Annotated in this window: 12 protein-coding genes, 1 pseudogene and 1 riboswitch; of the genes and pseudogenes, 10 read left to right on the top strand and 3 right to left on the bottom strand. The window is 72.1% G+C overall.

Annotation, left to right across the window (positions count from 1 at the left end):
- Positions 1–120 precede the first annotated feature (120 nt).
- From ASG30_RS05080 to ASG30_RS22930, 4 genes and pseudogenes are all read left to right on the top strand, one after another.
- Positions 121–1,320 carry a CaiB/BaiF CoA transferase family protein gene (locus ASG30_RS05080; RefSeq protein WP_055893567.1) on the top strand — a complete coding sequence of 400 codons (1,200 nt, stop codon included), beginning with the start codon at positions 121–123 and terminating at the stop codon, positions 1,318–1,320.
- Positions 1,317–2,093 carry an enoyl-CoA hydratase/isomerase family protein gene (locus tag ASG30_RS05085; protein WP_055893571.1) on the top strand — a complete coding sequence of 259 codons (777 nt, stop codon included), beginning with the start codon at positions 1,317–1,319 and terminating at the stop codon, positions 2,091–2,093. Before ASG30_RS05080 ends, ASG30_RS05085 begins: the two co-directional genes overlap by 4 nt.
- A 76-nt stretch (positions 2,094–2,169) precedes the next feature.
- Positions 2,170–2,478 (top strand): hypothetical protein, encoded by a 309-nt coding sequence (locus ASG30_RS05090; RefSeq protein ID WP_055893574.1) that lies wholly within the window; start codon positions 2,170–2,172, stop codon positions 2,476–2,478.
- Positions 2,479–2,583: 105 nt separating this feature from the next.
- Positions 2,584–3,216 (top strand): annotated as a pseudogene (locus ASG30_RS22930) (alpha/beta fold hydrolase); the annotation flags it as partial.
- A 51-nt stretch (positions 3,217–3,267) separates the two neighbouring features.
- Here the strand turns inward: ASG30_RS22930 and ASG30_RS05095 are convergent.
- From ASG30_RS05095 to ASG30_RS05105, 3 genes are all read right to left on the bottom strand, one after another.
- Positions 3,268–4,083, bottom strand: a complete 816-nt coding sequence (locus tag ASG30_RS05095; RefSeq protein ID WP_055893577.1) for a sulfite exporter TauE/SafE family protein — start codon at positions 4,081–4,083, stop codon at positions 3,268–3,270.
- Between the two features lie 562 nt (positions 4,084–4,645).
- Complete coding sequence (locus ASG30_RS05100) at positions 4,646–4,981, bottom strand: cell division protein ZapA (protein ID WP_055893579.1); 336 nt, start codon at positions 4,979–4,981, stop codon at positions 4,646–4,648.
- A gap of 14 nt (positions 4,982–4,995) precedes the next feature.
- A complete protein-coding gene (locus ASG30_RS05105; RefSeq protein ID WP_055893582.1) occupies positions 4,996–5,208 on the bottom strand; it encodes a hypothetical protein in 213 nt (70 codons plus the stop codon).
- A gap of 36 nt (positions 5,209–5,244) precedes the next feature.
- Positions 5,245–5,515, top strand: a riboswitch (cobalamin riboswitch).
- Between the two features lie 73 nt (positions 5,516–5,588).
- On the opposite strand from ASG30_RS05105, the gene ASG30_RS05110 reads away from it, so the two are divergent.
- The 6 genes from ASG30_RS05110 to ASG30_RS05135 are packed head-to-tail and all read left to right on the top strand — an operon-like array spanning position 5,589 to position 11,618.
- Positions 5,589–7,529 (top strand): TonB-dependent receptor, encoded by a 1,941-nt coding sequence (locus tag ASG30_RS05110; protein ID WP_055893585.1) that lies wholly within the window; start codon positions 5,589–5,591, stop codon positions 7,527–7,529.
- Positions 7,530–7,537: 8 nt separating this feature from the next.
- Positions 7,538–8,353 carry an ABC transporter substrate-binding protein gene (locus ASG30_RS05115; RefSeq protein WP_055893590.1) on the top strand — a complete coding sequence of 272 codons (816 nt, stop codon included), beginning with the start codon at positions 7,538–7,540 and terminating at the stop codon, positions 8,351–8,353.
- Positions 8,346–8,933, top strand: a complete 588-nt coding sequence (locus ASG30_RS05120) for a bifunctional adenosylcobinamide kinase/adenosylcobinamide-phosphate guanylyltransferase (protein WP_055893593.1) — start codon at positions 8,346–8,348, stop codon at positions 8,931–8,933. Before ASG30_RS05115 ends, ASG30_RS05120 begins: the two co-directional genes overlap by 8 nt.
- Positions 8,930–9,838, top strand: coding sequence for an ABC transporter substrate-binding protein (locus tag ASG30_RS05125; protein ID WP_055893594.1), 909 nt, complete (start codon positions 8,930–8,932; stop codon positions 9,836–9,838). Before ASG30_RS05120 ends, ASG30_RS05125 begins: the two co-directional genes overlap by 4 nt.
- The gene (locus tag ASG30_RS05130) at positions 9,835–10,860 is read left to right on the top strand and encodes a FecCD family ABC transporter permease (protein ID WP_082521914.1); all 1,026 of its coding nucleotides are present in this window, start codon (positions 9,835–9,837) and stop codon (positions 10,858–10,860) included. Before ASG30_RS05125 ends, ASG30_RS05130 begins: the two co-directional genes overlap by 4 nt.
- Positions 10,857–11,618: an ABC transporter ATP-binding protein gene (locus tag ASG30_RS05135; protein WP_055893597.1), complete on the top strand. Its 762-nt coding sequence runs from the start codon at positions 10,857–10,859 to the stop codon at positions 11,616–11,618. Before ASG30_RS05130 ends, ASG30_RS05135 begins: the two co-directional genes overlap by 4 nt.
- The last annotated feature ends 1 nt before the right edge of the window (position 11,619 follow it).

Genomic DNA, 11,619 nt, shown 5'->3' on the forward strand with positions numbered 1-11,619 from the left:
CGCAGAACAGAACACGGAGGCACAGAGGCACAGAGGCAAGAGGAGGAATTTCTTCCAGGAAGCCTCTGTATTCCTCTGTGCCTCTGTGCCTCTGTGTTCTGTTCCTAGAGCAGTAATCACATGACAAATCTTCCCCTCGAAGGCGTGCGCGTCCTCGACATCAGCCAGGTCATGGCCGGCCCGTTCGCCTGCATGCTGCTGGGCGACCTGGGCGCGGACGTGATCAAGATCGAGCCGCCCGGCACGGGCGACCAGACCCGCGGGTCGATGGGCTTCAAGATGAAGGGGCCCGACAGCCTGGGCTTCCTGAACATGAACCGCAACAAGCGCAGCGTCACGCTGGACCTCAAGTCCCCGGCGGGAAAGGAAGTGCTGCTGCGGCTGGTGAAGGACGCCGACATCCTGCTGGAGAACTACCGGCCCGGCGCGATGAAGCGCCTGGGGCTGGGCTACGAGCAGCTGCGCGAAGTCAACCCGCGGCTGGTCTACACCAGCATCTCGGGCTTCGGCCAGAACGGCCCCTGGGCCGACCGGCCCGGCTTCGACCTGATGGCGCAGGCCATGTCGGGCGTGATGAGCGTGACCGGCTATCCCGACAGCCCGCCGGTCAAGGCCGGCGTGCCGGTGGCCGACATCGGCTGCGCGCTGTTCGCGGTGTACGCCACGCTCTCGGCCTACATCGGCGCGAAGAACACCGGGCAGGGCCAGTACGTGGACGCCGCGCTGTTCGATGCGGCCATGGCCTTCTCGGTCTGGGACATCTGCGACTACTGGGGCACCGGCAAGCCGCCGCAGCCGCTGGGCACGTCCAACAAGATGACGGCGCCCTACCAGGCGATGGCTTCGTCCGACGGCTGGTTCGTGATGGGCGCCAACAACCAGAAGCTGTGGGAGAAGCTCTGCACGCTGATGGGCCGGGGCGAACTGCTGCGTGACGAGCGCTTCTCCACCATCGCGCAGCGCCTGGCGCACCGCGCCGAGCTGCAGGACGAGCTGGAGAAGACGTTCAAGCAGAAGCCCAAGGACTACTGGGTCGAGACGCTGCTGGACCAGGGCATCCCCGCGGGGCCCATCCTGTCGTACCCCGAGGCCTTCGGCAGCGAGCACGCGAAGGCGCGCGGCATGCGCATGGAGATCGACCATCCCAACGAGGGCACGGTGCCCAACATCGGCTTCCCGGTGAAGCTGTCCGGCACGCCGCAGCAGGTGCGCCGGCATCCGCCGCTGCTGGGCGAGCATACGGACGAAGTGCTCGCCGAGCTGGGCATCGGCGACGAGGAGAGGGCGCGGCTGCGGGAGCAGGGCGCGTTCGGCGCATGAACGACGGCGCGGTCCACCTCCACGTCGACGGCGCGGTCGCCTCGGTCACCTTCGACCGGCCCGAGGCGCGCAACGCGATGACCTGGGCGATGTACGAAGCCCTGGAGCGCATCTGCCTGCAGCTGCGCGACGACGCCGGCGTGCGCGTGGTGCGTTTCCGCGGTGCCGGCGGCCAGGCCTTCGTGGCCGGCACCGACATCGCCCAGTTCCAGGATTTCAAGGGCGGCGAGGACGGCGTGGCCTACGAGCAGCGCATCGACGCCTGCGTCGCCCTGGTCGAAGACCTGCCCATGCCCACGGTGGCCGTGCTCGAAGGCTGGGCCATCGGTGGCGGCCTCGCGATCGCCACGGCCTGCGACTTCCGCATCGCCACGCCGGGCACGAAATTGGGCGTGCCGATCGCGCGCACGCTGGGCAACTGCCTGTCGGTGGCCAACGTGGCGCGGCTGGTGGCCGCGGTCGGCCGGCCGCGCGCCGAACGCCTGCTGCTGCTGGCCGACCTGCTGGTGGCCGAGGAGGCGCTGGCCGCCGGCTACCTGCTGGAGATCGCGCCGCCCGAGCAGGTGGACGCGGTCGCCGACCGGCTGTGCAAGAAGCTCGCTTCGCTGGCGCCGGTCACCCAGAAGGTCAGCAAGCAGGCGATGAACCGGCTGCTGCGCTCGAACCTGCCGCAGGCCGAGGACCTGATCCGCGCCGCCTACGGCAGCGCGGATTTCCGCGAGGGCGTCACCGCTTTCGTGGCCAAGCGCCCGCCCGCCTGGCAGGGCCGCTGAGCCGCGCCTTCGGTGCCGTCCTACGGCGCCGGCCGGGGGCGCTTCCTACCATGGACCCAACTGAACGAGGTGCGCCATGGCCGACGAACGATCCCATCCCCCCGAGCCCATCGACCTGGGCGAATCGGTCGCGGGCGAGGAGGACCCCGGCGCCTCGCTGGACCTGCCCGTGCGCAGCGCCGCATCCCGCGACACGTCGAAGCCGCCCGCGGGCGGGACCGGCGCGCCCAAGCCCATGGCACCGGGCGACGAAGCCCCGCCCGGCACGCCCAGCACCGGCGAGGACATCTGCCGCGCCTGCGGCGGCACCGGCAAGCTCAATGGCGGCGCGTGCCCCGAATGCGAGGGCACGGGCAAGGTGAACGTCGGCATCGGGGGGGCCTGAGCGCCGGTGTCGCTCGGGCCGCTGCCGCGCAAGACCCGGCACGCCACGCAGGCCGGCACGATCGAGTACGTGCTGTCGGGCGCGGGCGCGGGCGCGCCCACCCTGGTGCTGCTCAATGGCGCCGGCGTGACGCTGGAAGGCTGGGGGCGGCTGCATCCCGACATCCAGCGCATCGGCCGCGTGTTCGCATGGAACCGCTTCGGCGTGGGCCGCAGCAGCAAGCCGCTGCTGCCGCAGACCGGCACGGTGGTGGTGGACAGCCTGCGCGAGCTGCTGGCGGCGCTGGAGCTCGCGCCACCCTACCTGCTGGTCGGGCACTCGCTGGGCGGTCTGTACGCGCAGCTGTTCGCGCGGCGCTTCCCCGGGGAGGTGGCGGGGATGGTGCTGCTGGAGTCCACGCACCCGCGCGACCGCGAGCTGCTCAAGGGCCATGAGGGCCGGCTGGCGCAGGTGCTGGGGCGCGTGCTGTCGGTGCCGCAGAAGATCTTCCGCGCCAACCTGCATTCGGAGATGGACTGGATCGACTCGACGGCCCGCGAGGTCGAGGCGGCCGGGCCTTTCCCGTCCGTGCCGCTGGCGGTGGTCACCGGCGGCAACGAGCCGCCGCGCTGGCTGGTGCCGCCCGAGGCGCTGCGCATCAAGCGCGCGCACCAGCAGGCGCTGGCGAAGCTGTCGCCGCGCGGCCGGCAGGTGGTGGCGCGCCGCAGCGGGCATTTCCCGCAGCTGACGCAGCCCGAGCTGGTGCTGGAGGTGTTGCGTGAGATCGCGCACCAGGCCCGCGCGGGGCCGTCAGGCGGTCAGGCCCTTGTAGAGCATGTAGGCGGCCAGCAGGTACAGGATGCTGGCGAAGATGCGCTTGAGCCGGGCGACGGGCAGGGCGTGGGCGGCGCGCGCGCCCAGAGGCGCGGTGAAGACGCTGCACAGCGCGATGACCACCAGGCCCGGCAGCCAGATGTAGCCGAACGAGGCGGGCGGCAGGTTCTCCACCCGCAGGCCGCTGGCGATGTAGCCGGCGACGTTGGTCACGGCGATCGGGAACCCCAGGGCCGCGGAGGTGGCGACGGCGCTGTGGATGGCGACGTTGCACCAGGTCATGAACGGCACGCTGATGAAGCCGCCGCCGGCGCCCACCAGGCCTGAGATGAAGCCGATCACGCCGCCGGCGGCCACCGTGCCGGCCGTGCCCGGCAGCTGGCGGGTCGGCTTGGGCTTCTTGTCCAGGAACATCTGCGTGGCCGAGAAGCCGACGAACAGGCCGAAGAAGATGGCCAGCAGGCTGCCCTTGATCACCGCGAACACGCCCAGGCTGCCGACCAGGCTGCCGATGACGATGCCGGGCGCGAGCCGCCGCACGATGTCCCAGCGCACCGCGCCGCGCTTGTGGTGCGCGCGCACGCTGGACACCGAGGTGAAGATGATGGTGGCCATCGACGTCGCGATCGCCATCTTGACCGTGAGGTCGGGCGCCACGCCGCGCGCGGTGAGGATCAGCGTGAGGAACGGCACCATGATCATCCCGCCCCCGATGCCCAGCAGCCCGGCGAGGAAGCCCGTGCCGATGCCCAGCGCGGCGAGTTCGAGGATGAGGGGCAGGCCGAGGTCCATCTTGCTTTTTTCTTGGCACGCCGTTGGGGCGCGGAGCCCTCGATTGTCGCCCAGCTGAACTGGCCGATCAGATGCAGCGGGGCCCGCAAATGATGAAGGCCGGATCGCTCCGGCCTTCATGTCGAATAGGCGTCTGCAGTTGCCACCGGACCGGCATCCTGAACCGGGGTTCAGGTGGGCGAGGTCAACCATGCGTTGGGATCATCTGACGCGAGACGTTCACGCTAGCAAGGTGTATTCCAAGCCCGGGCTCATATGAGCATTGGTTCAAGGAAATATAAAGCCCGGCACGCACTGCAGACGGAGACCATTCTAGGCCCGTGCGCGTTGGCGTGGGGCTGTTCCGGTCGCAAAAGCATATGGTCGCGACGTGAACGAATCGAGGGCTTGACAACCCCGCGCCGCGAATCCGTCATCCCCGCGGAGGCGGGGATGCAGGGCTTCCCGGCAGCACGCGAAGGCGGGCGCACTGGATTCCCACGTACGCTTCGCTCCTCACGCGGGAATGACGTGGTATCTCCGCGGGAATGACGTGGAATCTCCGCGGGAATGGCGGGGAAATCTAGATGAGCCGGCCGTCGTCGCCCAGCGCGCCGTCCAGCCGCTGCAGCAGCAAGGCCAAGCGGGGATCGTCCGCACCGGAGGCAGCAGGGGCAGGGGCGGGCGCGGGTGCCGCGCGCGAAGGCGCGGCCTGTCGATCGGCGACGTCGAAGGCGAGGTTCAGCGCGGCCAGCACGGCAATGCGGTCGCGGGCCTTGACCTTGCCCGCATCGCGGATGCGGCACATGGCGGTGTCGACCTTCTCGACGGCCTCGAGCAGCCGGCCTTCGCCGCCCTCGGGGCAGCCGAGCAGGTAGCTCTGGCCCATGATCTGGACTTCGATCTGCTTGGTGGCCATGGGGGCGTTGGGGTTCAGGCGGCCGACCGGATGTCCGGCAGGCGCTCGAGCAGCGCGTCGACGCGCGAGCGCGCCGCCGACAGCCGCGAGCGCAGCGAATCGCGCTCGGTCGTGAGCAGTTCGACCTGCTGCACCAGCAGTGCGTTGGTGCGCTGCAGTTCCTCGTAACGCACGAGCAGGCGCTCGACGCGTTCGGCGATCTGATCGACCTGGGGGGCACTGGCCATAGGTCGAAATTGTAGGCGGCCCGCTTTGCGTTTACATCTAGAATCGTCTTCGTTGGTGCTCGCGGTGTGGTTCGCATGCCGCAGTTCAACGGGAAGCAGGGAGCCCGATCCGCCCGCGCGAAACCAAGGTCTCGCGCGCGGCATTGAAGGCCAACCTGCGCTGCCCCCGCAACGGTAAGCGGAAGGCGTCCTGGAAAGAAGGACGCCCCTCCATCCCCCCGCCACTGGCGCCCTTCACGGCGCGCTGGGAAGGCCGATGGAGCGTCATTCCGCCAGCCCGGATACCGGCCAACACGGTGGCCGCGCCTCGTGCGCGGCCGTGTTCGCCCATCCGCCGGCGGGGAAGCCGGCGCGGGCACTAGCACTGTGTCTGTTCCAACATGAAGGTTTCCTCCACCCCGGGCCGTCTCGCGCGACTTCCGCTTGCGCTGGCTGCCCTCCTTCCGCTCGTCCTGTCCGCGCAGCCCGCGGCCCTCAAGGAAACGGTGGTCACCGCCACCCGCTTTCCGGAGCCGGCCAGGTCGCTGCCCTACGGCGTGAGCGTCGTCACCGCGCAGGAGATCGAGCGCTCCGGCGCATCGACCGTCAACGAGGCGCTGGTCCGCATCCTGGGCCTGCCCGGCCGCCAGGACCTGTTCGGCGGCGGCGAGTACAACGTCGACCTGCGCGGCTTCGGCATCACCGCCGACAGCAACCAGGTGATCGTGCTCGATGGCGTGCGCCTGACCGAGGCCGACCTGGGCGGCACCCGCCTGTCGGGCATCCCGATCGAGTCGGTCGACCGCATCGAGGTGCTGCGCGGCAGCGGCGCCGTGCTGTACGGCGAGGGCGCCACCGGCGGCGTGGTCGTCATCACCACCAAGGCCGGCGCGGGCCGCGACCGTCCCACGGGCGGCTCGGTCTACGGCGGCATCGGCAGCTGGGGCCTGCGCGACCTGCGCGCCAACGCGCACCTGGGCGCCGGCGGCTTCTCGCTGGATGCCAGCGGCCAGAAGCGCCGGGCCGACAACCACCGCGACAACTTCAAGTCCGACTACGACGCGGCCGCCGTCACCGGCCAGTGGGCCGGCGACAACCTGCGCATCGGCGCGCGCCTCTCGCGCGACGACCTGGACACCGGCCTGCCCGGCGGGCTCACCCCCGGCCAGTACGCGGCCAACCCGCGCCAGACCCTCACGCCCGACGACTTCGCCGCGATCGACAACGAACGCGTGGGCGTGTTCGCCGAAGCCCAGCTCGGAAGCTGGCAGCTCGGCCTGGACGCCGCCCGCCGCGACAAGCGCCTGCGCAGCTCCACCGGCGGCTTCCCGTTCGACTACGACATCGACGCGACCAACGCCTCGCTGCGCGCCCGCCATGCGTCCACAATCGCAGGCATCGCCAACAGCCTGGTGCTGGGCATGGACACGGCCCACTGGAACCGCGAACGCCTCGGAGCCTTCGGCTCCACCGCCAAGCAGACCTCGCGCGGCTTCTATGCGCGCGACGAGGTCACGCTGCCGGCCGGCACGCGCCTGTCCGCCGGCGCGCGCACCGAGCGCTTCGACAAGGAGAACGACGCGTTCCCGCCGACCGAACTGGACGACCGCCTCAACGCCTGGGAACTGGGCGCCAGCCACCCGGTCACGCCGGACGTGACGGTGTATGCGCGCGTGGGCCGCAGCTTTCGCCTGGCCAACGTCGACGAGTTCAGCTTCACCACGCCCGGCGTGCAACTGCGCCCGCAGACCTCGCGCGATGCCGAGGTGGGCGCGCGCTGGGGCCGCGAGGCCTCCCGCGTCGAGGTCCGGCTGTTCCGCAACGCGCTGGAGAACGAGATCGGCTTCGATCCGACAGGCGCCGGGCCGTTCGGCCCCTTCGGCGCCAACGTCAACCTGGACCCGACGCGCCGCGTCGGGCTGGAGATCGACGCGTCCCATGCCTTCACGTCCGCTTTCGCGGTGCGGGTGAACGGCAGCGTGCGCCGCGCGACCTTCCGCTCCGGCCCCTTCGAGGGCAACGACCTCGCGCTGGTGCCGCGCCGCACGCTGGCCGTGCGCGCCGACTGGACACCGCTGGCCGGCCACCGTGTCACGGGCGGCGTGAACTGGGTGTCGTCGCAGCACCCGGAATTGGGCAACACCTGCACCATGCCTTCGTACACCACGGCCGACCTGCGCTATGCGTACGAGTGGCGCAACGCCGAGTTCTCGCTGGGCGCCACCAACCTGTTCGACCGCCAGTACTTCACACAGGCCTTCGCCTGCGCGGGCACCCAGCCCTCGGCCATCTTCCCGGAGCCCGGCCGGGCGGTGACGGCGGCCGTGCGGGTGAAGTTCTAGGAGACCGCTTGACCTTCGATGCCGCTTCCCTCGCGCCCCGGCGCATCGTCTGCCTCACCGAGGAGACCACCGAGTGGCTTTACCTGCTCGGCGAGGAGGCGCGCATCGTCGGCATCTCCGGCTACACCGTCCGGCCGCCGCGCGCGCGGCAGGACAAGCCCAGGGTGAGCGCATTCCTGTCCGCCAAGATCGACAAGATCCTGGCGCTGGAGCCGGACTGCGTGTTCGGCTTCTCCGACCTGCAGGCCGACATCGCGGCCGAGCTGGTGCGCAAGGGCGTGCAGGTCACCGTGTTCAACCAGCGCAGCGTGGAGGAGATCTTCTCCATGCTGTACCAGGTCGCGGCCATCGTGGGCCGGCCTGAGCGCGGCCTCGAGCTGCTGCGCGGGTTCCGCGCGCGGCTGGACGCCATCCGCGCCGCGGCCGCCGCGCTGCCGCGCCGGCCGCGCGTGTTCTTCGAGGAGTGGGACGAGCCGCCGATCAGCTGCATCCGCTGGGTGAGCGAGCTGGTCGGCATCGCCGGCGGCGACGACTGCTTCCCCGAGCTGGCGCGGCAGGCGCTGGGCAAGGACCGCATCGTCGTCGACCCCATGGAGATCGTGCGCCGCGATCCGGACATCGTGGTGGGGTCGTGGTGCGGCAAGAAATTCAGGCCCGAGCGCGTGGCGGCCCGTCCCGGCTGGCAGGACGTGGGCGCGGTGCGCGACGGCCAGCTGTTCGAGGTCAAGTCCGCCGACATCCTGCAGCCGGGGCCGGCGGCGCTGACCGACGGCGTGGAGCAGCTGCACCGCATCGTGCTGCAGTGGAGCCAGCGCCATGGCTGAAGAGCGTCGGCTGCGCGTGGCCCGCAGCGAGTTGATCCTGGGCGGCCAGAAGAGCGGCAAGACCACGCGCGCCGAGGCGCTGGCGGCGGCCTGGCTGGAAGAAGCGCCCGGCCACGAGGCGGTCTACATCGCCACCGCGCAGGCCTGGGACGAGGAAATGCGCGAGCGCATCGCAAGGCACCGGCGCGACCGCGCGCAGCGCGTGCCGCGCATGCGCACCGTGGAGGAGCCGCTCGCGCTGGCCAAGGCGATCGGCGCGCACAGCCAGCCCGGGACCCTGGTGGTGGTCGACTGCCTGACGCTGTGGCTGACGGCGCTCCTGATGCCGGCCGTGGGCGGGGAGGGCACGCCGCTGGCGCCGGAAGGCGGCCCGGCCTCGCTGGCCACGGCCATCGCCGCCTGCGCCGGGCCGCTGGTGCTGATCAGCAACGAGATCGGGCTGGGCATCATCCCGCTGGGGCGCGACGTGCGCCAGTTCGTGGATTCGCTGGGCACGCTCAACCAGCAGGCGGCCGGGGCTTGCGAGCGCGTCACGCTCATGTCGGCGGGGCTGCCGCTGACGCTGAAGGGATCGGCATGAAGCGCCTGCTGGCCGTCGCCTTCGCACTGGCCTCCGCCTGCGCGGCCGCCGCGCCCGTCACGGTCACCGACGACCGCGGCGCCACCGTCACGCTGCGCGAGCCGCCGCGCCGAATCGTCACGCTGCTGCCATCGCTGGGCGAGACGGTGTGCGAGCTGGGCGCCTGCGACCGGCTGGTGGCCGTGGACGACTACGCCAACTGGCCGCCCCAGGTGCGCAAGCTGCCGCAGGTGGGCGGGCTGGACGACGCCAGCATCGAGCGCATCGTCGCGCTCAAGCCCGACGTGGTGATGCTGTCGTCGACCGCGCGTGCGCTCGGGCGGCTGGAGTCGCTGGGCGTGCCGGTGCTGGGCTTCGACCTCAAGACACTGGCCGACGTGCGCCGCGTCTTCGGCCGCGTCGCCCATGTGCTGCAGGTGCCGGGCGAGGAGGCGGTGTGGAACCGCATCCAGGCCGGCGTGGACGCTGCCGCGCGCTCGCTGCCGGCATCCGCGCGCGGCACCAGCGTGTACTTCGAGGTGAGCGCGGGGCCGTATGCGGCCAGCGAGGCCTCGCACATCGGCGAGATCCTGGCGCGCCTGGGCGCCGCCAACGTGGTGCCCGCGCGCCTGGGCTCGGTGCCGCTGCTCAATCCGGAGTTCGTGGTGCGGGCCGACCCGCAGGTGATCATGATCTCCGAGCGCGACGCCGGCGCGCTGGCCACCCGGCCCGGCTGGTCGCGCATCCGCGCCATGCGCGAGGGCCGCGTGTGCAGCTTCACGCTGGCGCAGGGCGACGTGATCGTGCGGCCCGGGCCGCGGCTGGCCGAAGCCGCGCAGTTGATGGCCGATTGCCTGGCCCAGTCCCGTCATTCCCGCGGAGGCGGGAATCCAGTGCTTCCGCCTTCACGCCAGGACCGCCCATGAGCGCCGTCGCCTCGCCCGCGTTCGACACGGCCCTGGCCCGCCAGGGCCGCCGCGTGGCCGGCCTGGCCGCCATCCTGACGACGGCCACGCTCCTCCTCCTCGCCGCCGGCGCCGCCGTCGGCTCCCTCGGTTGGGAACCGCTCTGGTCCGCCTCCGAAACCTCCCGCGCCATCCTCTGGGACATCCGCCTGCCGCGCAGCCTCGGCGCCTGGCTCGCCGGCGCGCTGCTCGGCCTGGCAGGCGCCGTGGCGCAGGGCCTCTTCCGCAACCCCCTCGCCGATCCCTACCTGATGGGCAGCGCCACCGGCGCGGCCTTCGGCGTGGCCGTGCTGCTGGTGGCCGTCGGCGCGGTGCCCGGCGCCACGGCCGGCGCCATCGCCCACCTCGGGCTCGCGGGCGCGGGCTTCCTGGGCGCGATGGCCGCGGTGCTGGTGACGCTGGTGCTGGCCCGCGGCGTGCAGCACACGCTGCGCCTGCTGCTGGCCGGCGTGATCGTGGGCGTGGTCTTCGGCGCGCTGGCGGCGCTGGTGATGTTCTGGTCGCCCGACGTGATGCGGGCCATGCAGGCCTTCCTGCTCGGCACGACCGGCTTCCTCGGCTGGGATGGCGCCACGCTGCTGGGTGGCGTGCTGGCGCTGGTGCTGGTGGCCTGCGTGGCGCTGAGCCCGGCGCTCGATGCGCTGTCGCTGGGCGAGACGGCCGCGGCCAGCCTGGGCATCCCGCTGCGGCCGGTGCGCATCGGGCTGGTGGCGGCGATCGCGCTGGCCACCGGCGCGGCCGTGGCGCAGGTCGGGCTGATCGCCTTCGTCGGCCTGGTCGCGCCGCACACGGTTCGCTCGGCCGTGCAGCCCACGCACCGCGCGCTGCTGCTGCTGTCGGCCATGTCGGGCGGCGTGCTGCTGCTGGCCGCCGACGTGCTCTCGCGCTGGCTGCTGGCGCCGCGCGAACTGCCGGTGGGCGTGCTCACGGCGTTGCTGGGTGGCGGCTACCTCTTGTGGCTGATGCATCGGAGGCCTGCTTGATCGCGCTCGCCGCGGACGACCTGCGCGTGGCGCTGGCCGGGCGCGAGGTGCTGCACGGCGTGCGCATCGCGCTGCCACGCGGCCGCTGGACCGCGGTGGTCGGCCCCAACGGCGCCGGCAAGACCACGCTGCTCAAGGCCCTGGCGCATCTCGTGCCCTGCCGGGGGCGTGTCGAACTCCTCGGGCGCGCGGCCTCGCAGTGGGCGGCGCGCGAACGCGCCCGCGCCGTGAGCTGGCTGGGGCAGGGCCACGAGGGCGCGGAGGACCTGCGCGCCTGGGACGTGGTGATGCTGGGCCGCCTGCCGCACCGTCCCTGGCTCGCGCCGCCCACGGCGCAGGACGCCGCGGCGGTGGAGGAGGCCATGCACCGCACCCAGTGCTGGGACTGGCGCGGCCGGCCGATCGGCCAGCTGTCGGGTGGCGAGCGCCAGCGCGTGTTGCTGGCCCGCGCGCTCGCCGTGCAGGCCGGCGTGCTGCTGATGGACGAGCCGCTGGCCAACCTGGACCCGCCGCACCAGGCCGACGTGCTGGCGCTGGTGCGCCGGCATGTGGCGGCGGGCGGCACGGCGGTCACGGTGCTGCACGAGCTCACGCTGGCGCTGCAGGCCGACGACCTGCTGGTGGTGGATGCCGGCCGCATCGCGCACCACGGCCCCTGCACGTCGGCCGACACGCATGCGGCGGTGCGGCGCGTGTTCGGCGGGCGGGTGCACGTGCACGAAGTCGCGGGGCGCTGGGTCGCCCTGCCGGAAACGTGAG

It is taken from the genome of Ramlibacter sp. Leaf400 (genome assembly GCF_001424545.1).
GTDB lineage: Bacteria > Pseudomonadota > Gammaproteobacteria > Burkholderiales > Burkholderiaceae_C > Ramlibacter.